General features: G+C 43.9%; 21 protein-coding genes, 2 tRNA genes and 2 pseudogenes. 12 read left to right on the top strand and 13 right to left on the bottom strand.

Annotated features, from left to right (window positions below):
• Window positions 1-77: 77 nt before the first annotated feature.
• Together lpxD and ACQY1Y_RS04240 are read right to left on the bottom strand one after the other, a co-directional pair.
• Window positions 78-1,109 (bottom strand): UDP-3-O-(3-hydroxymyristoyl)glucosamine N-acyltransferase, encoded by a 1,032-nt coding sequence (gene lpxD, locus ACQY1Y_RS04235; protein WP_430014049.1) that lies wholly within the window; start codon window positions 1,107-1,109, stop codon window positions 78-80.
• Window positions 1,110-1,300: 191 nt separating this feature from the next.
• The gene (locus tag ACQY1Y_RS04240) at window positions 1,301-2,185 is read right to left on the bottom strand and encodes an all3515 family Zur-repressed PEP-CTERM protein (protein WP_287232655.1); all 885 of its coding nucleotides are present in this window, start codon (window positions 2,183-2,185) and stop codon (window positions 1,301-1,303) included.
• A 310-nt stretch (window positions 2,186-2,495) separates the two neighbouring features.
• On the opposite strand from ACQY1Y_RS04240, the gene ACQY1Y_RS04245 reads away from it, so the two are divergent.
• From ACQY1Y_RS04245 to plsY, 3 genes are all read left to right on the top strand, one after another.
• Complete coding sequence (locus ACQY1Y_RS04245; RefSeq protein ID WP_272104228.1) at window positions 2,496-3,521, top strand: ABC transporter ATP-binding protein; 1,026 nt, start codon at window positions 2,496-2,498, stop codon at window positions 3,519-3,521.
• An 82-nt stretch (window positions 3,522-3,603) separates the two neighbouring features.
• Window positions 3,604-4,299 carry a 3-oxoacyl-ACP reductase FabG gene (gene fabG, locus ACQY1Y_RS04250; RefSeq protein ID WP_016516142.1) on the top strand — a complete coding sequence of 232 codons (696 nt, stop codon included), beginning with the start codon at window positions 3,604-3,606 and terminating at the stop codon, window positions 4,297-4,299.
• 68 nt (window positions 4,300-4,367) lie between these two features.
• Window positions 4,368-5,051 carry a glycerol-3-phosphate 1-O-acyltransferase PlsY gene (plsY, locus tag ACQY1Y_RS04255; RefSeq protein WP_002736324.1) on the top strand — a complete coding sequence of 228 codons (684 nt, stop codon included), beginning with the start codon at window positions 4,368-4,370 and terminating at the stop codon, window positions 5,049-5,051.
• Window positions 5,052-5,503: 452 nt separating this feature from the next.
• On the opposite strand, the gene ACQY1Y_RS04260 is transcribed toward plsY, so the two are convergent.
• Window positions 5,504-7,009: a hypothetical protein gene (locus ACQY1Y_RS04260; RefSeq protein WP_430014050.1), complete on the bottom strand. Its 1,506-nt coding sequence runs from the start codon at window positions 7,007-7,009 to the stop codon at window positions 5,504-5,506.
• Between the two features lie 127 nt (window positions 7,010-7,136).
• Between ACQY1Y_RS04260 and ACQY1Y_RS04265 the strand changes: the two genes are divergently transcribed.
• A tRNA-Glu gene (locus tag ACQY1Y_RS04265) sits at window positions 7,137-7,209 on the top strand.
• 18 nt (window positions 7,210-7,227) lie between these two features.
• Here the strand turns inward: ACQY1Y_RS04265 and ACQY1Y_RS04270 are convergent.
• Window positions 7,228-8,577, bottom strand: coding sequence for a sensor histidine kinase (locus tag ACQY1Y_RS04270; RefSeq protein WP_430014051.1), 1,350 nt, complete (start codon window positions 8,575-8,577; stop codon window positions 7,228-7,230).
• 320 nt (window positions 8,578-8,897) lie between these two features.
• On the opposite strand from ACQY1Y_RS04270, the gene ACQY1Y_RS04275 reads away from it, so the two are divergent.
• The 4 genes from ACQY1Y_RS04275 to ACQY1Y_RS04290 all read left to right on the top strand — a co-directional run bounded on the left by ACQY1Y_RS04275 (window position 8,898) and on the right by ACQY1Y_RS04290 (window position 10,896).
• Window positions 8,898-9,371, top strand: coding sequence for an EVE domain-containing protein (locus ACQY1Y_RS04275; protein WP_430014052.1), 474 nt, complete (start codon window positions 8,898-8,900; stop codon window positions 9,369-9,371).
• 3 nt (window positions 9,372-9,374) lie between these two features.
• Window positions 9,375-10,229 (top strand): prohibitin family protein, encoded by an 855-nt coding sequence (locus tag ACQY1Y_RS04280; RefSeq protein ID WP_002736027.1) that lies wholly within the window; start codon window positions 9,375-9,377, stop codon window positions 10,227-10,229.
• Window positions 10,230-10,403: 174 nt separating this feature from the next.
• Window positions 10,404-10,595, top strand: coding sequence for a transposase (locus ACQY1Y_RS04285; RefSeq protein WP_223210997.1), 192 nt, complete (start codon window positions 10,404-10,406; stop codon window positions 10,593-10,595).
• 229 nt (window positions 10,596-10,824) lie between these two features.
• A tRNA-Gly gene (locus ACQY1Y_RS04290) sits at window positions 10,825-10,896 on the top strand.
• Between the two features lie 206 nt (window positions 10,897-11,102).
• Here ACQY1Y_RS04290 and ACQY1Y_RS04295 read toward each other — a convergent pair.
• Window positions 11,103-11,690, bottom strand: a pseudogene (locus ACQY1Y_RS04295) (IS200/IS605 family accessory protein TnpB-related protein); the annotation flags it as partial.
• Between the two features lie 230 nt (window positions 11,691-11,920).
• A pseudogene (locus ACQY1Y_RS04300) lies at window positions 11,921-12,088 on the bottom strand (enediyne biosynthesis protein UnbU); the annotation flags it as partial.
• Between ACQY1Y_RS04300 and ACQY1Y_RS04305 the strand changes: the two are divergent.
• Window positions 12,087-12,731: a Uma2 family endonuclease gene (locus ACQY1Y_RS04305; protein ID WP_430014053.1), complete on the top strand. Its 645-nt coding sequence runs from the start codon at window positions 12,087-12,089 to the stop codon at window positions 12,729-12,731. The pseudogene ACQY1Y_RS04300 and the gene ACQY1Y_RS04305 sit on opposite strands and share 2 nt — an antisense overlap.
• Before the next feature lie 505 nt (window positions 12,732-13,236).
• The gene (locus ACQY1Y_RS04310; RefSeq protein ID WP_271937784.1) at window positions 13,237-13,929 is read left to right on the top strand and encodes a pirin family protein; all 693 of its coding nucleotides are present in this window, start codon (window positions 13,237-13,239) and stop codon (window positions 13,927-13,929) included.
• A 60-nt stretch (window positions 13,930-13,989) separates the two neighbouring features.
• Here ACQY1Y_RS04310 and ACQY1Y_RS04315 read toward each other — a convergent pair whose 3' ends face one another.
• The 5 genes from ACQY1Y_RS04315 to ACQY1Y_RS04335 form a co-directional block, all read right to left on the bottom strand.
• Complete coding sequence (locus ACQY1Y_RS04315) at window positions 13,990-14,232, bottom strand: hypothetical protein (protein WP_002737723.1); 243 nt, start codon at window positions 14,230-14,232, stop codon at window positions 13,990-13,992.
• A 243-nt stretch (window positions 14,233-14,475) separates the two neighbouring features.
• Window positions 14,476-15,036: a hypothetical protein gene (locus tag ACQY1Y_RS04320; protein WP_016516133.1), complete on the bottom strand. Its 561-nt coding sequence runs from the start codon at window positions 15,034-15,036 to the stop codon at window positions 14,476-14,478.
• Between the two features lie 38 nt (window positions 15,037-15,074).
• The gene (locus ACQY1Y_RS04325; protein WP_430014054.1) at window positions 15,075-15,866 is read right to left on the bottom strand and encodes a peptidoglycan recognition protein family protein; all 792 of its coding nucleotides are present in this window, start codon (window positions 15,864-15,866) and stop codon (window positions 15,075-15,077) included.
• Window positions 15,867-15,934: 68 nt separating this feature from the next.
• Window positions 15,935-16,357 (bottom strand): hypothetical protein, encoded by a 423-nt coding sequence (locus ACQY1Y_RS04330; protein WP_002792669.1) that lies wholly within the window; start codon window positions 16,355-16,357, stop codon window positions 15,935-15,937.
• Between the two features lie 168 nt (window positions 16,358-16,525).
• Window positions 16,526-17,230 (bottom strand): phage tail tip lysozyme, encoded by a 705-nt coding sequence (locus ACQY1Y_RS04335; RefSeq protein WP_430014055.1) that lies wholly within the window; start codon window positions 17,228-17,230, stop codon window positions 16,526-16,528.
• Window positions 17,231-17,801: 571 nt separating this feature from the next.
• Between ACQY1Y_RS04335 and ACQY1Y_RS04340 the strand changes: the two genes are divergently transcribed.
• Complete coding sequence (locus ACQY1Y_RS04340) at window positions 17,802-18,278, top strand: hypothetical protein (protein ID WP_002755589.1); 477 nt, start codon at window positions 17,802-17,804, stop codon at window positions 18,276-18,278.
• Between the two features lie 63 nt (window positions 18,279-18,341).
• On the opposite strand, the gene crtB is transcribed toward ACQY1Y_RS04340, so the two are convergent.
• Entirely contained in the window at window positions 18,342-19,274 is a 933-nt protein-coding gene (gene crtB / locus ACQY1Y_RS04345) for a 15-cis-phytoene synthase CrtB (protein WP_002755588.1), read from the bottom strand.
• A 105-nt stretch (window positions 19,275-19,379) separates the two neighbouring features.
• Window positions 19,380-20,810: a 15-cis-phytoene desaturase gene (pds, locus tag ACQY1Y_RS04350; RefSeq protein WP_430014056.1), complete on the bottom strand. Its 1,431-nt coding sequence runs from the start codon at window positions 20,808-20,810 to the stop codon at window positions 19,380-19,382.
• Window positions 20,811-21,084: 274 nt separating this feature from the next.
• Here pds and ACQY1Y_RS04355 point away from each other — a divergent pair, with 274 nt between their 5' ends.
• On the top strand, window positions 21,085-23,865 hold the full coding sequence (locus tag ACQY1Y_RS04355; RefSeq protein ID WP_430014057.1) for a cation-translocating P-type ATPase: 2,781 nt from the start codon (window positions 21,085-21,087) through the stop codon (window positions 23,863-23,865).

The following is a 23,865-nucleotide window of genomic DNA, read 5'->3' on the forward strand; positions in this document are numbered from 1 at the left end:
AGGGTGTGGGGTGTCGGAAGAATAAATAGAAATAATCTCCTGTCTCCTGTCTCCTGTTTCCTGTCTCCTGAATAGGGCTATTTTTTCAATTGCTTAACTGCTTGATAGATTTCGGGTAAACGCTTGTAAGCGGCTGCTACCTTGAGGAATAGTTTATGAGGCATAGCAGGAGAGCCAGAAACCACTTCTCCTGCACCGATATCGTTGTGAATGCCAGCCTGAGCGGTTGCGATCGCACCGTCCCCGATCGCTGCTTGATTGGCAATGCCCACCTGTCCTGCTAAAATAACCCGATTGCCCAATTTTACGCCTCCTGCCATGCCCACCTGTCCTGCTAGGGCGCAAGCTTGGCCAATTTGGCAATTATGGGCAATATGGACGAGATTATCGATCTTAGTCTGGCTACCGATGCGGGTTTCTCCCACTGCCGGACGATCCACGGCGCTATTACAGCCAATTTCTACGCCATCTTCTAAGACCACGATACCCGATTGTTCCATCTTAAACCAGCCTTCGGGAACCGGCACAAAACCGAAGCCCTCCGCACCAATAACAGCGCCACTGTGGATAACGCAATCATTGCCGATTTGTACCCGTTCGTGAATGGTACAGTTAGCGTGGAGAGTTGTGCGATCGCCAATATGTACCCCAGGGTAAACAACGGCGTTAGGATGAATGCACACCCCATCACCGAGGATGACATTCGCTTCTACCACAGCATGGGCCCCGATGGCAACTTTATGGCCGATTTTAGCCGATGGATGCACCACGGCGGTGGCGTGAATGTAGGGTTGGGGCTGAAAGGGTTGATAGAATAATTTGATGGCGTGGGCGAATAAAAGTCGGGGATTGGCACTAGCTAACCAAGGGATGCCGCGTTCGTCGGCCTGTTGTTGTAAATTGGCATCCAGGGGCAGAATTAGGGCAGTAGCCTCAGTTTTGGCGACAAAGGCAGCAAATTTTCCCCCTTCGATATAGCTAATCGTATCGACTAGGGCGGTTTCGATGGGAGTTATGGCTTTAATTTGGGGATTTCTGTCGGGATAGGCAGTTAAACTGTGAGCAGAGACTAAAGGGCTTAATTTTTGGGCAATTTCACTAAATCTCATAAATATATACTGCGATCGAGATAGGGCTTATCCTAGGATAGTTTAAAACTATACTGATAATCTTGTCGTTATTATAGTCAAAAAAGTTGCTAGTTTTTTAGGGAATAATTCCTGTTTTCCATTTCAACAAAGCCGATGTCGATCTGGAGCGGTTTTGGGGATAATTTTGCTCTCTCCAAAACCGATTGGTTTTAGTTTTTACTCCTCGATCGAGTTAATACAATTGACCCGAACAGTATTAAGGCGATCAGAGTTGATGGTTCGGGAACTGTTTGAAAATCTAGGTTGAAAATTCCTGACTCTCCCCAAGAAAAGCTAAGATCTACCAGCTTAAAACTGGCTGAATATTTTCCAGGTCGAGAGGCAAGAAACTTCGGTAAAAAGGAGAAGTTATCACCAGTACCGATCGCATAGATATCGCCAGCATTAGCTAAAATTGTCTGTCCTAAAGAGTTAGCTACTGTTAATCCATCACTAATCTCTAACAGTTGTAAGGATAGGTTGGCATTACCTAAAGACCGATTCCACCGTCCCCCAGAACTGTTAAAAAGAGCTTGTTCTCCCAAGTCAGAGGAATTATTAATAGTTGCCACTGATTGCATCAGTAGATTGCTATATTCCTCCCCAGTGGCAGCACTAACAAAACTATTCTGAAAAATTCCTTTTCCCGCAATTAAGGAGAGAGGAGGCAATCCTGTAGAAGTCTCAGGAATGCGATTATTGCTGTTAGTAGGATTAACTACTGGATTACTAGACGGTCCGGAATAACTGTAAGTGCCGATACCGTGAAAATGAGGGGTTCCCTCTCGGTGAGCAACCAGAAGAGTTAACCGGTTATAGTTAGGATTGGCTAATCCCTCATAGATGCCCCGAGTTAAGGTGATTTGATTATCCACCCCGATATAAAATTCGGGCAAACTCTGACCAATGGCAGGCTCTTCAGCCTTAGCCACAGTTACCAGGGCGAAAGAAAGCGATAAAATGAAGCTAACGGCGATAAATGGAGATGTAGGGCTTTTTTTGCGGATTTTATTCGCATCACAAACTAATCCTACCCTAGAGACCTGTAGAACCATGATTTCTCTTATTAATTAGAATGATAATCATTATCAATTTAGCGAAAAACCCTTGTTCCGATTCACTTTTGCCAAAAAAGTTAATTTAAGTTAACGTGAACAATGCTGTCGGAATAAGTTGCCCGGGCCAACAGGCAACGGTGGAACAGCAGCAGGTTCTCTGGGAATGAGGCCAAATCCCGTCAAAGTTTATCTTGATCGGAAAAGATCAACAAGGCTGTGTTAGGTTTTGCAGTGGGGAATCTGGGTTAAAATAGACCGAGAAAGTTAACAAAAAAATTGTCTCGCTCAAGTGGGCGAAAATCAGCTTATGACCCTTGCGGTGGCGATCGAAAACTTAAAAAAATCCTACGGTCAGACAGCAGCGGTTAAAGATATCTCCTTTACCGTGGCAGCGGCAGAAATCTTCGGTTTACTCGGTCCCAATGGTGCGGGGAAAACCACCACGATTCGCTGTCTTTGTACCCTTGCTAAACCCGATGGCGGCAAAATCGAGGTGGGGGGTGTCGATGCCCTGAATAACCCCAAATCCGCCCGTAAACGCCTGGGTTACGTTGCCCAAGAAGTCGCCCTCGATAAAATGCTCACCGGCCGGGAACTGTTGCAACTACAAGCGGCTCTCTATCACATTCCCGCTCAAAAGTCAAGAGATCGAATTAAAGAATTAATAAATCTTTTAGGATTAGAGGAATACGCGGACAAAAAAACGGGGACCTATTCCGGCGGCATCAAAAAACGGCTGGATTTAGCGGCGGGATTACTGCATCAGCCGGAGGTTTTGGTGCTGGATGAACCGACTGTGGGACTCGATATCGAAAGTCGTTTGATTGTCTGGGATTTTCTGCGACAATTGCGGGCGGCCGGAACCAGTGTATTAATTACCAGCCATTATCTCGAAGAAATTGACGCCTTGGCCGATAACTTGGCAATTATCGACAATGGTATCGTCATCGCTCGCGGTACCCCCTCACAACTGAAGGAGCAACTGGGTGGCGATCGCATTACCCTGAAAGTGCGAGAATTTTCCCCAGAGGAAGAAGCTTTCCAAGCGAAAGAATTATTATCCCGTCTGCCTTTTGTCGAAGAAGTAATCGTTAATACCGCCCAGGGTAACTCCCTGAATCTCATCGTCACGGCCAATAGCAATCCTTTAAGCAAAATTGAACAAACCCTAGCCGAATCGGGATTACCCGTGTTTAGCATGGCCCAATCCCGTCCTAGTCTCGATGATGTCTATCTAGCGGCCACCGGACGCACCCTGATGGATGCGGAAATTGCCGCCGCCAGCAGTCGCGACCTGAAGGCGGAGAAAAAACAAGCGATGAAGGAATCCTAGACCGGCGAGAAAGGCAGTAATATTGCCCAATTACCGGGTTAAATCATCTATAATTGGAGCGATCGACTATCTATCAATCAATATGAAAGATAAACGGGTATTGCTGACCGGCGGTACGGGGGGACTGGGTTTAGGAGTCACTCCGGCGGTTTTACACCATGGCGGTCATCTAACCATGACCTATCGGGAGGAAAGGGAGGTAGGTCGTCTGAAATCTCGGCTGAGTGCGGCGGAATTTGAGCGTATTCGCTTTGTCAGGGTGGATTTAACCCAAGAAACTGCCGTGGCTAGATTAATTGATGATCTCGGTCGGGTCGATGTTTTAATTCATCTAGTCGGGGGTTTTACCATGGGGGCGACGGAGGAGTTTAGCTATGAAGATTGGCTAAAAATGTTTGATTTAAACCTCCATAGCACTTTTTTACTGTGTAAACACTGTTTGCGCTCGATGAAACTTCATAATTATGGTCGTATCGTCACTATCGGTTCTCGTGGTGCCGTACAACCGGGGGCAAATTTGGCCGCCTATTGTGCCTCGAAAGCGGCGGTAGTGGCTTTAACCCAAGCGATCGCAGAAGAAACCAAACAGACTAATATTACCGCTAACGTGGTTTTACCAAGTGTTATCGATACTCCGAGCAACCGGGAAGCGATGGGAGAGGCAAAGGCCAAGGACTGGGTAAGTCCCCAATCTCTAGCCGAGGTGATCTGTTTTCTAGCGGGGGAAGGGGCGAAAGACTTGCGCGGGGCGGCAATTCCCGTCTATGGTTCCCTGTGAGTGTTTTTTGTCTTCGGGCTGATACACTGATGACGGCGCTCGCTCTTGCTAAAAATTGGGTTTAATTTATGCTTATTCCGATTCTTATCAGTGTTACTATCTTACTTTTATCCTATCTGCTCGGTTCAATTCCCACGGGTTATTTAATCGGTAAATACAGCAAAGGTATCGATATTCGTGACTATGGTTCCGGTTCCACCGGGGCCACCAATGTGTTGAGAACTCTGGGAAAAACTGCCGGGGCGACGGTGTTATTAATTGATATGTTAAAAGGAATGGCGGCGGTAGCCCTGGCACGAGGACTATATTTTATTGATGTCAATCTTCTCCCAGAAAGTTGGTATTATTGGTTAATTATCGGGGCAGCATTGGGAGCAATCATCGGTCATAGTAAATCGATTTTCTTGAATTTTAGTGGTGGTAAATCCGTCGCCACCAGTTTAGGGGTTTTATTAGTGATGAATCCCCTAGTGGCTTGCGGAACTTTGGCGAGTTTTTTAGTTATTCTGGCACTTTTCCGGATTGTTTCTTTAGGTTCGATTATTGGGGCGCTGGTGGTCAATATTTTAATGATTGTTTTGGGTCAACCTCTCCCCTATATTTTATTTAGTTTGATGGGGGGAATCTATGTGATTGTTCGTCATCAGGGTAATATTAAAAGATTGTTGGCAGGCACAGAACCGAAAATAGGTCAGAAAGTACAGCCATCATCGGAATTAGGTTACAGCGTTTCTTCTACAGATGAAGTGTAACCTAATTTCCTATCGTCTCTAGACGACTGGCTCATGTTTCCCGTTCCCTAAAACCAGAGACTTCCTAACTCACCCTTAAGATAACTGGTACTAAATCCATTGAGTATAGGCTACATATCAGGACAGGCAATAGGCAATAGAAGCAATAAATAATTCTTTAAATAACCGGATTTAGCATCACCCTTAATTATTGTTTTCCTAAGCCTAGTTTTCTGGTTACTTTAAAGTTGGTTTCGGTGTTTGATAGGGTTTGGGACTAATCGAAGGGACTATCAAAAGCAATAAAACGGTGGTGCATTCCCATACGATAATATCGGTCAGTTGAGTGCCTTTTTTAACTAGCCATCTCTGCCGCTAGTTTAGAAAATTGGTATAAGTCCCTAAAGATAGTCTCAAGTTTCTCACAACAGAAAGACTACCCGATCAACTATACCCAAAATCGCTCGATCGATTTAGCGTTTGCGTTTGAGTAATTTAGAAATGCGTCGATCATACCGCAACCAACGCCAAATTTTAATAACCAATTCCTCTACCCATAAAATGATCGCATCTAATCCCTCTAAAATCCGTTCTAAGGGGTGTTTAACGTAGCCGACGGGGGTTGATTCGGTTTCTAACCATTCCTCGTTAATTGGTTGAATTATCTCCTTAGCATAGCGGGGATCTAATTGGGTGGCGGGGGGAGATTCTCTGGCAGTAATTTCAGCGGCGGCCGGGGGGATTTTTTGTAAAGATTTATTTTGTTTTTCTTGACTAAAAGCTTTTTTTGTGCTATCAGGCTCGGCTGGTGTGTCTGGGGACTGGCGAAGGGAATTAGCGGGGTTAAGGCGGGGTTTTTCGGAGTCTTGGGGGGAAATAGCCAATATATCGGCGGATTCTAGCCAAGGTTGCTCGCTGACGGCGGAAAATGTCAGGGATTGGCGAGAGGCAAAGAAGTGATCGATCGCCGCTTGGATGAGTTTGCCGATCGTGAAGGGATCCGCTTGGGTTTGTTTTTCTAGCCAATCCTGGAGACGTTGCTTGAAGGTGATCAGCAGAGAATTAGGAAGACTTAGGGGATATTTTGCCGATAAAGCGGGGGAATCAGCACTATATTCTAAATTATTCTTCTCTTTTGCCCAGAAATGCTCGATCGCCGCATAAATTAACCAATAAAGTCGCCAGAGATAGGAGGAATTTTTCTCCAGATTCGGGGACTGGTTAACGAGATCGGAAGGTAGGTTAGAGGTGTGGCTAACACTGCTGGGGATTGCGGGGGAGATAGCGAGAAATTTAGCCTCGAAAATTGCTAATTTTTCGTCAATAACCTGTAAAATCGCTTGGGAATTTAAATTAGGCAGTGGTAAGGAGGGTGGTGTCGGGGTTTTGACGAGATGGGATTCTTGGAAGAGATTTATCGCGATCGCTATTTTTCCCTGTTGTTCCCAGCGTAGTAGGTTCCAAAACCAACGGATCGGAGGCAAGACAGGATTTTTATCGGTAAAATTTGGTAATAAAGGCGGATATTGACGATTTAATCGCTTAATTTTCCGTTTTTCGAGGGCGTAGTTAGCCAGTGCCGTCCTAATTTGTTTTTCTATTTGTCTTTGGGTTTGATTATCGGTGATTTTAACAGTCTGGTGATCGTTAGTGACGAAAACTAAAGCTTGATCCTCTAGATCGGCTGCTATGCCAATAAATGGCGTTTCTTGGTCGGATAAGCTCTGGAGAAATTCCGCGATCGCATCCGTCCCATCCTTGCCGGGGGGTGATAATTGTTTCTGGAGACTGTTCCCCAATTGATTAGCCGTCATCCGCAGGGATTGTATCAGTAAATAGACGGGATAGAGGGCTATTTGCAGGGCAATAGCGATCGCACTTTGACCGCGACGGGAAACGCGGCCGAGGTTATCTTTCAGACGGATCAAGCGACGGTTGATCAGGTTGAACAGTCGGCTTTTATAGGGATCGGCAGCCATGGATTTTGGGCGATAACATCTTCATTTAGACTATCCTATTGTGCAAGGGCGGGATAAAAAAATTTTTTGCTAAAACCCTTGACTCTAGGAAAGATTATTGTTATATTTAAAAAGGTCTGAAATCCAAGCCCCCATCGTCTAGTGGCCTAGGACACCTCCCTTTCACGGAGGCGACAGGGATTCGAATTCCCTTGGGGGTATAAAAAAAGTCAGAGGTGTTAAGCTTCTGACTTCTCGGTTTTTTTCTCCCGTTGATGGCTTTTCGGTAGGGTGACGGTGAAAATTGTTCCTCGATCGATCTGACTTTCGACGCTAATTTGTCCATGATGACTGAGGGTAATCGCTAAAGCGATCGCTAATCCTAATCCTGTTCCCCCGGAAGTGGCGGAATTTTGCCGTGCGGGATCGAGACGATAAAAGCGATTGAAAATATGGGACAAAGCAGCCTCGGGAATCCCGATTCCGTTATCTTTGACGCGCACCAGTAACACCGATTGTCGATCGCGTTTACTTTTCTCCAATTCCACTGCCACATTTTTAGGCTCAGATTCGGGCAAAAAAGCGTGTTTTAGGGCATTAGAAATTAAATTTGTGAATAAACGGGCCAATTGATCCCAATCTCCCTCCATAGTAAACATTTCATCGCTGTAGGAAAAATCCTCTTGGTCCGGTTCCACAATCGACAAAGAGAGGCAAATTCCCTGCTTATCGGCGATTAAACGCTGTTCTTCCACCACTTCCATCAATAAAGCATCCAAAGGTACAGCTTGCTCGATCGGTTGGACGATGCCACTATCAGAACGGGCTAAAAAAAGCAGATCATTGACTAAATTGCCCAATCTTTCCGTTAAACGCTCGATCACCCGCAAGCGTTGATCGCCAGTTTGGGGATAAGCGATCGCCATTTGCACGTTAGTTTGGATAGTGGCGATCGGATTGCGTAATTCATGGGAAGCATCGGCGGTAAATTGTTTTAAACTCTGATAGGACTCTTTTACCGGTTGAATGGCTAAACCGGACAAAAACCAACCAATCCCGGCGACACTGGCAATCATCAGGCAAATTCCGACGATTAAATCCAATAATAGCTGTCTAATTGGTTTTGTCACCTCAAACCAAGGATGACTTACCCGCAGATATCCCAAAACATAATGATCGATTTCCACCCTTTCGGTTATTTGTCGCAGCAGACGATCATCGGATAAGCGAATAGTTTCCCCCTGACGGTGGGGATGGAGGGGAATATCTAAGGATTCGGGCAGAGTTGACCAAACTAGATTACCTTGGGGATCGAACCATTCCAAATCTATATGATCGTCCTCCACGGATTTACCCTGACTGGGAAAACTTGCGAGGGGATCGACGCGATAACGTCCTTGGTTCGGGGGAATCGATTCGATCACGAGGGAACGATTTACCACCTCAATGATGTGTTTAAGGGTATCATCAATGCGATCCACTAGGGTATGCCGCACATAAAAATACATTCCCGTAGCGAGAAAAAGCAGTAGTATGGCAGTGACAACAGTGTACCATAAGGCTAAACGGCGGCGAGTGGCTTGGAACACCGATAATCTATTTATTGGCTAGAGATTTTTAGGGCAATGTATCTTATTTTACAGCTTATTTGAGCGATTTAATAGTGGAGAATAAATTATTTTTAGCCATAGGGAAAAACTGACGGTTGCCAAGAATAGCTAGACTTGAACGCTCATAGTCCTTAAAAATTGCCGCTAACAAAAGTATTTTTAGATACATTCTTCTCAATAATTGTTTGAGTAGAACTACAAAAGCAGCCAAAGTGAATTATATTTAACCCTATGGCAACAAGGCTGATAGGAACGGCTAAAAATATTTTTGAGCTTATTTGAATTAATAACAACTATAAATGATGAATTTAAATTACTGGTTAATGAAATCGGAACCCCATGTCTATAGTATCGGGGATTTTAAAAAAGATGGTCAAACTATTTGGGAGGGAGTGCGAAATTATCAGGCCCGCAATTTTCTCCGTCAGATGAAGCGGGGAGATTTAGCCTTTTTTTATCATTCTAATACGACCCCGCCGGGGATTGTCGGCTTGATGCGCGTAGTGGAAACCGATATGATCGATCCCACACAATTCGATCGCGATAGTCCCTACTATGATCCCAAATCCTCTCCAGATTCCCCACGCTGGTGGACGGTTAAAGTTGAGTTTGATCGCCTTTTTCCCCAAATGCTGCCCCTGGGAATTTTAAAACAAAATTTTACCGCCGATGAATTATTATTAGTAAGGACAGGAAATCGTCTGTCAGTGATGCCTGTCAATCAAGTGATCGCCACAAAAATTCTCGCTTTAGTCCCTCGTCAAGGAGTATAAACTATGAACCAAAAAGATGCTATTAATTTACTTTCCCTGATCGGGGGATTATTAGCTGCTATTGTCATTTTAGCGGCCTTTAATGCCTATGTGATTATCACCCCCGGACAAGCGGGGGTTTTAAGTGTTTTAGGAAAGGCTAAGGACGGGGTTTTATTGGAGGGATTGCACTTTAAACCTCCCTTTGTCTCTAGTGTCGATATCTACGATCTTACGGTGCAAAAATTTGAAGTTCCCGCCCAAAGTTCCACTAAAGATTTACAGGATTTATCTGCTAGTTTTGCGATTAATTTTCGTCTCGATCCGACGCAGGTAGTGGCGATTAGAAGAACCCAAGGCACGCTGCAAAATATTGTCGCTAAAATTATCGCCCCTCAAACCCAAGAATCCTTTAAAATTGCCGCCGCTAAAAGAACCGTAGAGGAAGCAATTACTCGACGCAGTGAGTTAAAAGAAGACTTTGATAATGCCCTATCGACTCGGTTAGAAAAGTATGGTATTCTAGTTTTAGATACCAGTGTGGTAGATTTGAATTTTTCTCCGGAATTTGCCCGGGCTGTCGAAGATAAACAAATCGCAGAACAACGCGCCCAAAGAGCCGTTTATATCACCCAAGAAGCGGAACAACAGGCCCAAGCAGAAGTTAATCGCGCTAAAGGGAAAGCTGAGGCACAAAGACTATTAGCAGAAACTTTAAAAGAACAGGGAGGAGGATTGGTTTTACAGAAAGAAGCGATCGAAGCTTGGCGCGAAGGTGGAGCGCAAATGCCCCGGGTTTTAGTCATGGATGGATCGGGAAAAAATAGCGTACCATTTTTATTTAATTATAGTGATTCTTTGTCAGAAAATACCCCCTAAATTCCTGTCCAAGCTCAGAGGCATTTTAAAAGAAACCTTGCCAACTTCTCAAAATTACCCGGTGATATTATCGACAAATGGCATTGAAAACAATCTCTAGCTCCTTGACTATTTGAGGATGAATAAATTGATGATAGTTCCCTGAATGTGATTAAACCGAGGCGCAGTGAATCGGTGCAATCTAAACAGAGAAAAGAACAGAATCAAGGGAAGATCCCTAGAAATAGTTTTCGGACTTTATTGGGGGACTTAGAGACGATTTACCTGAATATGGTAGAATGTGCGATTAGAGAGGGAAGTTATCGTTTTTCTAAGATAACTCGACCGACTTCTCCGCAACAGAAGGCGTTGATTGGTACCCAGTAACGGAGCATCAGAAATTGTCTTAACCCCTCCTACAGCAGAGGTTATGGTCTTTTGTCAAAGGGGAAGTCGAGTCTTCTGGTGGGACGGTGAATATTCTTGATCATCCGGGGGCGAGTCTATCGGGAAGCTTTACAGTTTAGCGTTTCTGGACAAACCGGCGCGATGATGAAAAACAGCCTAGAGCAGTTGCTCTCGTCGGGGGGTCAATGCTATGATTAGGAATAGTTTTGCGGGTATAGTTCAGTGGTAGAACGTCACCTTCCCAAGGTGAATGTCGCGCGTTCGAGTCGCGTTACCCGCTTCTGACGACAATTGTTACGACAACTAATTAGGGTTTGCTGAAAAAGTTTAGATCTTCTCGACTTTTTGTGATAATTTTTGCCTATGGAATCGTGAAATGTTTACTGGGAAAGACTTTTAGGACTATTTTGTTAAAGTAACTATAGTTAGTAAAAGTATAGTCAAATATAGACAGACTGAATTCCATTTCAGAAATTCCCTTCACTTTTACTTCGAGAGATTAATTCTCCTTGGGTGAACTACGCACCTCTCTATCCCATAGCGGTTAAACGCATTTGGGAATGCTTTTCGCAAAATGTTGTAGGAACCCATGACATCAGATTGAACCAGAATCCCCTTATCTGTACGATATAACCCTCGCGAAATTCAGTTTCCTGAAAACACTGGCTTTTCAGTTGTTTGTCCATACACTGGTAGCAGCTCTAAATTCAAAAAATTAGCAACGGAGGTATAGGATTCTTCTTGAATAATCACAGAGATTCCTACTAATTGACATTTATAACTAATCATCTCAATTAATCGAGCATGAGGAATGGTCACAAATTTTTGATTGTTGACTTTTCCTAAGTTCAATTCTTGTTTCCAACCGTCATTTTTCCCAATTACTAAAGTTGTTATCTCTTGGTCAACTAAGAGATTGACTAAATAACGACTAGCCTGATGAAGATAATCATCTACTTTCTGATTACGACAGCGAGTTAAACGGCGAATCCTCTGGGAACTTTGAAGATTGCCTTTTAACAGAGATTGTAACTTAGCCCGACGTTGGTTATAAAATTGATTCAGGCTTTTTAACTGACAGGGGGACAAGCGAGCTAGAAAACTTGCTAACAAAGGCTTCTGGCTTCTCTCACTAGAAATAGATCTAGCGATTCTAGGCAAAAAGCTAACGAAAGAACTAGGGATAGGAGCGAGCTTACTAGGAATTATTATTAATAAGTGAGAGATGGTGCGGCAAACTTTTTCGAGCTAAAACCATGAAAAGCTTACGATATATGGATTTCAGCCTTCTTGTCCCCCTGTCAGGCCGAAGATTGTTCAAATCTAAGGCCGGTATGACCTAAAATATTGAGAAAGGTAATCGCTATGGCAAAGCGTCGTAATCCTGCTAAACGATTAGGTTGATAGGAAACAGTAGAACGTTCTACTGAAGAGCTAAAATAGGGAAGGTTAAATAATTGAGTGGTTGTCATGGTTATTGTTGAAGATGAGTTAAAGAAAATTATCTTTCCCAAAAGTGATTTACTGAGTGATGAACCCCCTATGGAAACAGAGTTACATCTGCGTCAATTGATGCTTTTGATCCAATCACTAGAGTTATTATGGAAAGACCGCCAAGATTTCTATGCTTTTGGTAATCTGACTATTTATTACAGTCCCAATCAAGGTAAATCAGAATATTTTAGGGGTCCTGATTTTTTTGTGGTTTTGGGAGTAGCAAGAAAACCGCGCAAAAGTTGGGTAGTGTGGGAAGAAGATGGCAAATATCCCCATGTCATCATCGATATTTTGTCTGATTCAACGGCAGAAACCTATCGAGGTCTCAAGAAAGAAATTTATCAGGAAACTTTCCGGACTCCTAACTATTTCTGGTTTGATCCCACCAGTTTAGAATTTAAGGGGTTTCAGTTGATGGCAGGAAAATACGAAGAAATTGCAGCGAATGAACAGGGTTGGTTATGGAGTCAACAGTTAGAATTATTTTTAGGGGTTCATGACAGCCAATTACGCTTTTTTACCCCTGAAGGTAAACTCGTTCCCACCCCGGAAGAAGTAGCGGAAAAGATGGCTCAAAAATTACAAGATTTAGGGATAGATTGGCGAGATTTGGTTTAAGTTTGACCTGAAATCTTGATCAAGCAAGCTGAACTGCAACTTATGAAGTAACCTGCCCAAATGCTATAGTTAGGGTTTTTTACCGCAATCATAAGCTGTTGACTATCTAAATAACTCTTTAAGACTGCCAGGGAGAGGGGGAAAGGAAGCAGGGAGAAGAAATTTGAGCATTTGTACTAAATCATTCAATACGCAATTTAATGCAGTACAGCTTAAACAAAAATCGAGCTATATTTGCCAATTCTCGAGATGATACTAAATCCGTTGCGTATAGCCTACTTATGAGAACAGGCAAAAGGGGTAATAAATAATCAGTCTTTAATAACCAGATTTAGTATGATTTGCTCTGCTCTAAGAAGTAACTACATTCTTCCTAAGCTCCCAATAGGAGGCTTTTGGTGCTAAAAAAGCAGCTAAAGTAACTATCTGAATTTTAAGTGCCTACTGCTCATTTTTGGCAAGATTTCATATACTAGGAATATAGAGATAAAAAAGAGGAAAACTGATGATTACTATACGCCAAGCGGAGGAAAGAGGCCACGCTAACTATGGTTGGTTGGATACCTATCATACTTTTTCTTTTGCCCAATATTATGATCCCCAACAGATTAATTTTAGGAGTCTCAGAGTTATTAATGAGGATAAAGTGATTGGGGGAAAAGGATTTCACACCCACGGACACCAGGATATGGAGATTTTAACCTATGTTTTGGCGGGAGAACTAGAACACCAAGACAGTCTCGGCACTGGTTCCGTGATTCGACACGGTGAAATTCAACGGATGAGCGCAGGAACGGGGATAAAACACAGTGAATTTAATCATTCTGCCACTAATTCCCTCCATCTTCTGCAAATTTGGATTATTCCCGACCAAAAAAATCTAGAACCCAGTTATGAACAAAAAGCGATCGAATTTTCTCCCCATACCCTACAATTAATCGCCTCTCCCACCGGTGCCGGTAACGCGGTTAAAGTCGATCAAGACGTTAATCTCTACGCAGGAATTCTGCCCCTAGGCCAGTCCCTGACTCATTCCTTAGCTTCCGGTCGTTATGGCTGGTTACAAGTGGCTAGAGGGCAAATAACCCTAAATGGCGTGCATTTACGAGCGGGGGATGGAGCGGCAATTAGCGAGGAAACTTCTTTGGCTATTCAATCTCTAGAAGACTCGGAAATTTTGCTTTTTGACCTAGGGTAGTGGGGTTGAGTGTTAGAAACCCTAGGGGCGAAGTTTTGCCGTCAATTCCCCGGCCGACTTTCAGCCATCAATACTGTCCACCACGCTGAGAAAATCGTTATGGATTAGCTCGGCGATAAAATTCTCTGGATCGGTGATAGGAACAGTAACGCCTTGGCTGGCCACCATCTGTGCAGCCATCCGAGTCATGAATTCCTGTCTTGTTTCCGTCATTCTCCCCTGACATTGTTGTAATTTTTCCACCAATTCCAGTGGGGAATCGGCCACCAGTTTATCTCCCTCGCGGGTGACATAAATTGTCATCTTTCCTACCTCCTAAATGATTGGGAACGAGAATTCGGCACTACTAAACCACTTCTGGAGTGGCTGATTTGAGATATGAATCTTCTTTTCTAGTATTTTTAAAACCTAGAGCCAAACTAACTTTTGCACGGGAACCTGCACAGTTGGCATTCATACCTTGATTCAGCAACGCCGATTTTTCATGGAGTAGTCTCCTTGTCGTCAGCTTGAAATTGAGGGGGGTTAGTACCCCCTTACAGAAATTCAATCAGATAGAAAACCCTGAAACTCCACCACCGCATTGCGTTTCAACCAAGGATTAATTTCCTTTCGTTTTACAGGTCCGTGATGGTTGACGGTAAACCGCAGAAGTCTGGCGCAATACTCGATAGCGAATTTGTGGTTGCTTTTCGAGACTTTGATAAACGTCTCGCAATCCGTCTTGCCAGAAGTATCTTTGAGCAACTTTTTCAAGCTAGGGTCAAAATCCATCGAATCGCCTGAGCATTGAAAAATTCCAGCTTCTTCCGAGCAAGGGGTGTTGGAGTCAGGATTCGTCGTGTCCCTTCCTTCGTTCCAGTTCCATGAACTCTCGAAGCCGCCAAGCACCCTCAGTACCTCCAGCATGACTGCCTTGCGGTGTAGGACACCTTGCCAAGGTCCGAGTTCTGGTTTGACGTTGGAGTAAATGTCGTGTTTATCATTCGGCGTGAAGATATCATCTGGAGCTTGCTTGGCCCAATCGATCAATTCATTCAGAAACGAATCAGGGGGTACTCCACGATTGAAGACTTGTTGTTTACAGGCGATAAATTTTCTAGTCATAAGTACCTCGATAGAATTAATTACACATCAAATTAAGCCTATAAACCTAAAGCTTTGCGAGTACGAGGTCCAACAATACCATCAGCAGTTAGTCCAACAGAACGTTGAAAAGCAATAACAGCTTGCTTGGTATTTTCTCCAAAATCTCCATCTATTGCCCCCGGAGAAAAGCTTTTATCTGTTAGTTTTTGTTGAAGTTCAATAACATCTTGACCAATTGAACCTAGTTTAAGTAAGGGTTCATCTTCTTCAACTGTGCTACCTAATTTATTAGCAACTTCCTGTCGTAAACGAGGTAATTGACTAAATAACCAATCCCCCGGACAATCAGTATTACTAAACTCTCGATGTCCTCGAATATTCTTGGGGCTAATGTTGCAAGAGCTAGATAAAGAAACGCATAATTCTACTAAACTATCCCACTGTTTTTGTCCCATGTGAAAAGTCATGAAGTTGCCTTCATTTTCAATTCCAGGACACTTATTACCGCCAGCAAGTCGGTTTCCGTCTTGGCGAGCATGGGCAGATTGAACGCACATTCCTTGTTTGACTGCATCAAGAGTTCCATGTCTTCCTTCTAGAAGAATTCCTCCAGTTGTATTCAGAAAATTATGTCCAGAATCACTCCAGCCTTTACTATCCATGTGAAATTTTTGAATATCACGAGCTAATTGTTTAGCTCCATCTATTGTTCCCTTTGAGGAATCGTTAGGGGGATTCTGATTATCGGTATGGTGAATCACGATAAATTTAGGCACTGTTTTATCAAAGGGACCGGCTGGTCTTGATCCCCATTCATTAGTTGTAATCACTTTGGCAGTAAAAGGCATTTTTTTGTTCTCCTTAGTTAGAGTAAGTTAAAATTAGAATAGTTTAGAGGATTGAAAAATAAACCTGTTTATGCTCCTCCACAACTATGCTGAGAATCTGGGAGCGTGAATGTTTTTTTGGTTCTGAGGTTAGTTACGGTATAAACTTTTCCTCGATTGTCACCAGGAGGGCAGTTTTTCGGAATTGAAATTAAACACAATTTTACTGGATCTCTGGGCTTGGAAGATTCGGCTTCAGGAACCGTGTCATAAGAAACCAGATAGATTCCGTTAGTAAATTCAATTGATGTTCCCGAACCCAAGATCGGTTTCTTGGTAACTGCATCTTGTAATCTAGTCATTACCTTAGAAACAAAAGTGTTGCTACACTGTCCTACTTTAGTAGGTGGAGGTGCAGCTTGTGATTTGAGGGAAAAGGTCGGAACACTCAAAAAAATGAGAATTGCCGTTAAAGGGAATGTTGATTTCACATCAGGGAACGTTAATTTCATATTATGGTAATAGTCTGACTTTTCGCTTATCAGGAGATGATTATAATAACTTTGTTAGAACTAGAGTTAATTTCTTAGTAAACTACACACTATTATTTCCCTCTCCTATAGTTTTGTCAGCAGAGCAAATCTAGAGAACTTCAAAAACCGAGCATCGCTTACTGATGACTATGTGAGTTCCTTTAAGATTTGTTTTGCGAACTTTTCGCGATTTCCCGCAATTCCGAATCGCTCATACTCTTTCATTCCTTGCATTGCTTGTGCTAGAGTTGTGGCAGAACGTAAAATCTGTCCAGCTTTTTTTTCTGTAGTATTTAATTCCTGAACGAAAAGATCGACTTGATTGTGAATGTCAGTAGCCACACTATTCGTGAATGCAGGTACAAGTTTCCGTCGGTCAAAACTCCATTGAGCTAATCCTAATCCCTTTGGTGGCAGGCCTTCCTCTGCGCGTGGATTAAACGAAGATTCTTGCTGCCAGCACCCTAAAATTGCTGCACATTGTACAGGAGAAAATCCATGACTTATCAGTTCATTGTGAATTATTCCTTTATTTCCTGAAAATGGTGAATTCCCCTGATCTGGGCCACCACTGGGGCGAGGGATAATATCTATTTCTGATAGTGGCACTTTCAAGAGTGCCGCCCAGGTATTTCGACCCACTATACCATCCTGTGTGAGAGAGTGTTTCCCTTGAAAACGCTTAACGGCTTCGTCAGTTTTCGGTCCAAACTTTCCATCTATTGATTCGTTTGCCGCTAAAGTTCCCCAATCTTTTAGGGTTTGTTGCAGCCGTTTGACTTCGTTAACGACTTCCGGTTTAGTATCGAAAATTCCATCATTGAGTTTGAGAATGATATGTTGATGTGTCATGAGAAATAAACTCCTTAAGAAAAGATTATTGAAAATTAGTATTGGGAGGAGGCGTTGCCGATTTTAACTATGAATTGTCCTCTAGGCAATTTTTAAAACCTCGGACTAAGCTAACTTGTGGATATGTGCCAAATTATAGCGTTTCCTGTTTGCAAGAGGTACATTATAGATGTTGAAAAGCTTACCCAGCAAAGGTTTAGCTGTGCCACACAGGTGTGAGAACCGCTATAGCATTCTTCTGGAACTTTCGGAAATCCCTGAGCGAATCTAGATTCTGAAACTCTTGCTTGACAAGTGATCGCTAACTTTTTTTCTAATAAAAACTCAAATTTCGGGTTTCTGTTAGTTAGCGATAGCTTGAAGGCTTACCCCATAAGAGAGCTAGAGTTTAGAGACTGTAAGACTTTTGCCAGACTCCCTCCAAGAGCGATAGTATTTATACCTCGGTTAAGCAACGCCATTATTATTATCGCCAAAATAAAAGGATAAATTTGTCAATCTTTGTAACGAAAAATCAAGAAAAACTGTTCTCACCGTATCGCCCTGAACCTTTGCGGAGAAATTTGTTACAATGAATACAAGGGGACTCCCTGCGCCAGATCCCATCCCTAGTAAAAAATTGACCAGGTGGGGAGCGGAAGCGAATAGTTCCGAGAGGATAGGCATTTGTCAGAGTTTCCCGCTTCCTTTAGTTTTAGGGGGAAAAGCAATGAAATCTGCCACATTATTATCGCCTGATCGACCGCTGCCAGAATTTCTCCGGTCAGCTATCCAAGACCGCTTTCCGGGGAAAGCGATCGATGATCTCAGCATCCGCTACTATGAAAGCGTCGAGGATGTGGGGTGCGAGTATTTTAACGATCGGGTATTGCCAGCCTGTAGCGATGAGCCTATTGTCCGCTATCTCGGCCCATTTATATCCTACGTCCGTCTAGGAGAAGCCCTGGTTTTGGATCGGCAAGATGGCCTTGTGGTTTACGAAACCGATCGAGATGTTCCCTGCACGGAAACCGGACCTTTCTGGTTGGTGACTCCTAAATCGCTCTGAAAAAGCAAACCCTAGTTAAGACTCGATGGGTGGAGTCGCCAAGCGACAAAACCCGTCGCATCTTTATAAGGCTTGCGATCGCAACCAAGCCACGGGTAAATAGAGCATTTTCTTGGCTAAAGGCACGAAGGCACGACGGGCGAAGACATCATAATTATTTGCTTCAATTACGTCTAAAATGCCTTGATAAAGCAGTAAAGCCGCCCAAACCGGCCAACGGGAATCGGGATTAAGGGCGCGAATCCCCCTTTCGGCGGAATCGTAGTAATAACGGGCTCGCTCAATTTGGAAGCGCATTAACCCCTTCCAACGGTCATCATTAACCCCTTTGAGTAAATCATCTTCGCTGTAGTTAAAACGCTCTAAATCCTCTAAAGGTAGATAAATCCGCCCACGATGGACATCTTCCCCCACATCCCGCAAAATATTGGTTAATTGATTGGCAATACCGAGATCGATCGCTTCTTCTTGGGGAATATAAACGCTTTGATTGCGTCGCCAAGGGGCTGAGCGATCGCCATCCTCCAATCCTAAGACCGCGCTGGACATTAACCCCACCGTTCCCGCCACCCGATAGCAGTACAGTTTTAGTTCATCAAAGGTTTGATAACGACTGCGATAGAGATCCATCTGTTGCCCGGCGATCATATCCCGAAAGGGTTGGATATCCATGGGGAACTTTTCTAGAGTATCCACGAGAGCGACATCGGCATCCTCAAGGGCAACCCCAGAAAAGACAGTTTCTAGCTGTTTTTCCCATAAATCGAGGGTTTCAGGGGTAGTTAACCGGGCTTGGGGACCATCGACCAGTTCATCGGTACGACGACACCAGACATAAATTGCCCAGATCGCTTGACGTTTTGCTTTCGGCATCAGGAGAGTACCGAGATAAAACGTTTTGGAATACTTCTCTGTAATCCGGCGACAGAGTTCGTAGGACTCCGCAAGGGAGACGAGGGGTTTGGTGGGGTGGGTCGGTTTTGGCAATTGGAGCATTCTGCTGGGGCGGAATGATTGACTTAGATTAACGGCGAACTGTGGCTAATGATATAGCATTGTCTCACTCAAGGCCATTTTCGTCATTAGTCCCTAGCCAGAGAATTAACGAGCGCTGGACACTGGTGTGGATTGGGTTTTATTCGGGTTTAGGGGTGCTGCGGGGTGATCTTTGCTGATCACTGCTGCCGCTAATTTCCCCGATAAAACCGCTCCTTCCATGCTTCCTAAATATTTTTGCATGGTATAGTCACCGGCGAGATAAAAATTCTCGATCGGAGTTTTCTGAGAAGGTCGATAAGCTTGTCGGCCAGGGGTGGCTTTATAAACTGATCGAGGAGTTTTCACCAGATGATATTTTAACAATTGACTGGGATTATCGCCAGTAAAATGTTGGGGAAAGAGTTTTTCTAGTTCTTTCATCGTGGCGGAGATAATTTCTTGATCGGATTTAGTAATCCAATCGTGAGCGGGAGCGAGAACTAATTCTAACATCGAGCGATCGGGGTTGGCGTATTCTTTACAGGTGTTGCTCATGTCAGCATAAACACTGAGTAAAGGTGAACGGGAGAATAATAAATGATCGATGTCGGTTAGTTTGCGATCAAACCAGAGGTGTAAATTAATGACGGGAACCCCTTCTAATCCTTCTAATTTTTGAAAGAATTTATCTTCTTGCCAAGGTTTAGGCAGTAAAACTTTTAAAGGATCTACAGGCATCGCCGAAACATAAAGATCGGCTTGAAAAAGATAATCTTCCCCACCATCTAAACCGCGCATTAAGAAGGCTTTAACTGTACCATCTTCATTTAAGAGAATCTCCTTTAAAGGAGCATTTAAGCGCACTTCGCCACCTCTAGCGGTGATGTAATCAACTAAAGGTTGGCAGAGTCTTTCCGTGGGTGAACCATCGAGAAAGGCCATTTTTGAGCCGTTTTTCTCCTGTAAAAATCGGTTTAATGCCGTTAGTAGAATCGTGGCGGAAATTTCGTTAGGATCGATAAAGTTTAGGGCTTTCGACATAGCGATAAACACTTCTTTTTCTACCCTAGGAGGGATGTTTTGTTTCTCTAGCCATTCTGACCAAGAATATTTATCCATCTCCTCAACGTAACTTTGTCCTTTAACAATGGCAGGGAGTAAACCGAGTCCAAATTTAATTTTTTCCTCCCAAGTTAACATATCATTATTGCGAAGAATGGCAACAATACCGTTAATTGGGGCGGGAATATCAGGGAAGTCAAACCGCGAATAGGTCCCTGGTTTTTCCGGCTGATTGAAGATCATCGAGTGTTCTTTCCACTGTAAACGATCTTCTATGCCTAATTCTTGGAATAATTGCAGCATATTGGGATAAGCGCCAAAGAAGATATGTAAACCGGTTTCGTACCAGTCACCATCGGCATCTTTCCAAGCGGCAATTTTTCCCCCTAATACATCGCGACGTTCCAGTACGATGGGCGTATGTCCCGCATCGACAAGGTATTTCGCACAAGATAATCCGGCTAGTCCCGCACCAGCGATCGCAACTCGCATCGTTTCCTATCTACTCTCTAATGTCTTGTCTTTATCACATTCGCCATTATACTTCACATTTCGTTACATTTTTTTTCAGATTATCGAGAAGGCAGGGGGCAGGAGGCGGCTTTGTTCTCCCCACACCCCACTTCCTTGATAACTGCTGACTGCTTACTGGTTACTGATAACTGATAACTGGTCACTGATAACTGATAACTGATATTGTGATATGTAATTAGCTTAATTCGCTTACCTTTTTAGTTCACGCGTACACCCTCTTCAATCGCTCGCTATGACTTTTCCCACTACGTCCCCCCAAGTCTCGGAGATAGAGAATAATCGTGCTTGGCACAATTTAACTGGCGAACAAACCCTAGAAATACTGAGAACCAATGGGGAAACCGGCTTAAACGAGGCGGAAATTGTTAAAAGAAAAGATATTTTCGGTTTAAATGAACTAAAAGAAACGGGAGGACGCAGCCCGTTAATGATTCTCTGGGAACAGTTTACTAACATTATGTTAGTGATGCTGATTGCCGTGGCGGTGGTTTCGGCGGTTTTGGACCTGAAAAAAGCGGAATTTCCCAAAGATGCGATCGCTATTTTTACGATTGTTATTTTAAACGGTATTTTAGGATATTTACAGGAAAGTCGGGCAGAAAAGGCTTTAGCCGCCCTTAAGCAGTTATCCTCGCCGAAAGTCCGGGTTATTCGTAATGGTAGCACCTTTGAAGTAACGGCTAAGGAACTTGTACCCGGGGATATCATGTTACTGGAAGCGGGGGTACAAATTGCCGCCGATGGCAGATTATTAGAAGCACAAAACCTGCAAATTCGCGAAGCTGCCCTCACGGGGGAAGCGGAATCGGTGAATAAACAAGCACAGAAGGTTTTACCGGAAGATGCCTCTTTAGGCGATCGCATTAACCTCGTCTATCAGGGTACAGAAGTAGTACAAGGACGGGGGAAAGTGGCGATTACCAAGACGGGAATGGATACGGAAATCGGGAAAATCGCCGCTTTGTTGCAAGGAGTAGAAAGTGAACCAACTCCCCTACAGCAGCGAATGTCGCAGTTAGGTAACGTTTTAGTGAGTAGTTCCCTAGCTTTAGTGGCTGTAGTCGTGCTTGGCGGTGTAATTCGCTTTGGTTGGCAGTTTTTTGAAACATTCCTCGAAACTTCCCTCAGTATGGCTGTGGCCGTTGTCCCCGAAGGTTTACCAGCAGTGGTGACGGTGACTTTGGCAATTGGAACCCAAAGAATGGTGAGAAGACAAGCTTTAATCCGTAAATTGCCGGCAGTGGAAACCTTAGGCTCGGTAACGACGATTTGCTCCGATAAAACCGGAACTTTAACTCAAAATAAAATGGTGGTGCAGAAAGTTAATACTTCCCACCATGTCATTACTGTCACAGGGGAAGGTTACGCGCCCATCGGTGAGTTTAATGGTGTTAGTGAAAGTGATCCCGAACTACAGGCAATTTTAACGGCTTGTGTGCTGTGTAATGATGCACTTTTGCAAAATAAAGCGCAAGAATGGTCAATTTTAGGCGATCCCACCGAAGGAGCTTTACTGACGTTAGCGGGGAAAGGAGGACTATATCGGGAAGCATTGGCACCAAAAAGCCCTCGTTTAGGCGAATTTCCCTTTTCTTCCGAACGAAAGAGAATGTCAGTAATCTGTGAGAATGCTCAGTTAGGTTTGGGGGATTCTGCCTATTTAATGTTTACCAAAGGCTCGCCGGAATTAATTCTCGAACGTTGTTCTCTAATCCAAGTTGGGGCGGAAAGTCAACCCTTAACAGATGAACAAAGAAGCCGTATTTTGGCACAAAATGACGAAATGGCGAGTAATGGCCTACGAGTCTTAGGTTTTTCCTATAAACCGATGACAGAAGTGCCAGAAGCGGAAAGAGAAGATAGTGAGGAACAATCCCTGGTTTGGTTGGGATTGGTGGGAATGCTCGATGCACCCCGCAAAGAAGTTAAAGAAGCGGTTGCTCTCTGTCGTCAAGCGGGAATTCGTCCGATTATGATTACCGGAGATCACCAATTAACGGCCAAGGCGATCGCATTTGAATTAGGCATTGCTGCCCCCGGAGAGCGAGTAATCACGGGTAAAGAATTAGAAAAAATGTCTCAGAATGATCTAGAGGCAGAGGTAGATGGTGTGAGCGTCTATGCTCGCGTTTCTCCCGAACACAAGCTTAGAATCGTCCAAGCTTTGCAAAAACGGGGCAAATTCGTCGCCATGACGGGGGATGGAGTCAATGATGCTCCGGCACTAAAACAAGCGGATATCGGCATCGCCATGGGGATTACGGGAACCGATGTCAGCAAAGAAGCCAGCGATATGATTTTGCTGGATGATAATTTTGCCACCATCGTCGCTGCCACCGAAGAGGGGCGCGTGGTTTACAGTAACATTCGGCGCTTTATTAAATACATTCTCGGCAGTAATATTGGCGAGGTTTTAACCATTGCAGCGGCTCCGCTGCTCGGTTTAGGCGGTGTACCCCTTTCTCCCTTGCAAATCCTCTGGATGAACCTTGTTACTGACGGTTTACCGGCGCTGGCTCTGGCAATGGAACCCGCCGAACCTAATGTGATGAAACGTCCACCTTTTAGCCCCCGGGAAAGCATTTTCGCTCGCGGGTTGGGTTGGTATATGATTCGCATCGGCATCGTCTTTGCCATTCTCACCATTATTATGATGTACTGGGCTTACCAATATACTCAGGCAACCCCCGAAATCGGAGATCCCGGACGCTGGAAAACCATGGTATTTACTACCCTCTGTTTAGCACAAATGGGTCACGCTTTAGCGGTGCGTTCCCATACCCAGTTAGCTCTACAAATGAATCCCTTCTCTAATCCTTACATTATTGCCGCCGTGGGCTTGACAACCATCTTACAATTGTTGTTAATTTATGCTCCTCCTCTACAAAGCTTCTTCGGTACTCAATGGATTAGTGGCACGGAATTATTAATCTGTTTTGGATTTAGTGCCTTAATGTTTGTTTGGATCGAGTTGGAGAAGTTATTTATTCGCTGGTTCATGACGAAAAAATAA

It is taken from the genome of Microcystis ichthyoblabe FBCC-A1114, assembly GCF_050500245.1.
Classification (GTDB): Bacteria; Cyanobacteriota; Cyanobacteriia; order Cyanobacteriales; family Microcystaceae; genus Microcystis; species Microcystis ichthyoblabe_A.

What these genes read in the sequence shown, in the direction of transcription:
- lpxD (WP_430014049.1), bottom strand. Translation starts at nt 1,109, where the DNA reads ATGAGATTTAGTGAAATTGCCCAAAAATTAAGCCCTTTAGTCTCTGCT.
- ACQY1Y_RS04240 (WP_287232655.1), bottom strand. Translation starts at nt 2,185, where the DNA reads ATGGTTCTACAGGTCTCTAGGGTAGGATTAGTTTGTGATGCGAATAAA.
- ACQY1Y_RS04245 (WP_272104228.1), top strand. Translation starts at nt 2,496, where the DNA reads ATGACCCTTGCGGTGGCGATCGAAAACTTAAAAAAATCCTACGGTCAG.
- fabG (WP_016516142.1), top strand. Translation starts at nt 3,604, where the DNA reads ATGAAAGATAAACGGGTATTGCTGACCGGCGGTACGGGGGGACTGGGT.
- plsY (WP_002736324.1), top strand. Translation starts at nt 4,368, where the DNA reads ATGCTTATTCCGATTCTTATCAGTGTTACTATCTTACTTTTATCCTAT.
- ACQY1Y_RS04260 (WP_430014050.1), bottom strand. Translation starts at nt 7,009, where the DNA reads ATGGCTGCCGATCCCTATAAAAGCCGACTGTTCAACCTGATCAACCGT.
- ACQY1Y_RS04275 (WP_430014052.1), top strand. Translation starts at nt 8,898, where the DNA reads ATGATGAATTTAAATTACTGGTTAATGAAATCGGAACCCCATGTCTAT.
- ACQY1Y_RS04280 (WP_002736027.1), top strand. Translation starts at nt 9,375, where the DNA reads ATGAACCAAAAAGATGCTATTAATTTACTTTCCCTGATCGGGGGATTA.
- ACQY1Y_RS04305 (WP_430014053.1), top strand. Translation starts at nt 12,087, where the DNA reads ATGGTTATTGTTGAAGATGAGTTAAAGAAAATTATCTTTCCCAAAAGT.
- ACQY1Y_RS04310 (WP_271937784.1), top strand. Translation starts at nt 13,237, where the DNA reads ATGATTACTATACGCCAAGCGGAGGAAAGAGGCCACGCTAACTATGGT.
- ACQY1Y_RS04315 (WP_002737723.1), bottom strand. Translation starts at nt 14,232, where the DNA reads ATGACAATTTATGTCACCCGCGAGGGAGATAAACTGGTGGCCGATTCC.
- ACQY1Y_RS04320 (WP_016516133.1), bottom strand. Translation starts at nt 15,036, where the DNA reads ATGACTAGAAAATTTATCGCCTGTAAACAACAAGTCTTCAATCGTGGA.
- ACQY1Y_RS04325 (WP_430014054.1), bottom strand. Translation starts at nt 15,866, where the DNA reads ATGCCTTTTACTGCCAAAGTGATTACAACTAATGAATGGGGATCAAGA.
- ACQY1Y_RS04330 (WP_002792669.1), bottom strand. Translation starts at nt 16,357, where the DNA reads ATGAAATTAACGTTCCCTGATGTGAAATCAACATTCCCTTTAACGGCA.
- ACQY1Y_RS04335 (WP_430014055.1), bottom strand. Translation starts at nt 17,230, where the DNA reads ATGACACATCAACATATCATTCTCAAACTCAATGATGGAATTTTCGAT.
- ACQY1Y_RS04340 (WP_002755589.1), top strand. Translation starts at nt 17,802, where the DNA reads ATGAATACAAGGGGACTCCCTGCGCCAGATCCCATCCCTAGTAAAAAA.
- crtB (WP_002755588.1), bottom strand. Translation starts at nt 19,274, where the DNA reads ATGCTCCAATTGCCAAAACCGACCCACCCCACCAAACCCCTCGTCTCC.
- pds (WP_430014056.1), bottom strand. Translation starts at nt 20,810, where the DNA reads ATGCGAGTTGCGATCGCTGGTGCGGGACTAGCCGGATTATCTTGTGCG.
- ACQY1Y_RS04355 (WP_430014057.1), top strand. Translation starts at nt 21,085, where the DNA reads ATGACTTTTCCCACTACGTCCCCCCAAGTCTCGGAGATAGAGAATAAT.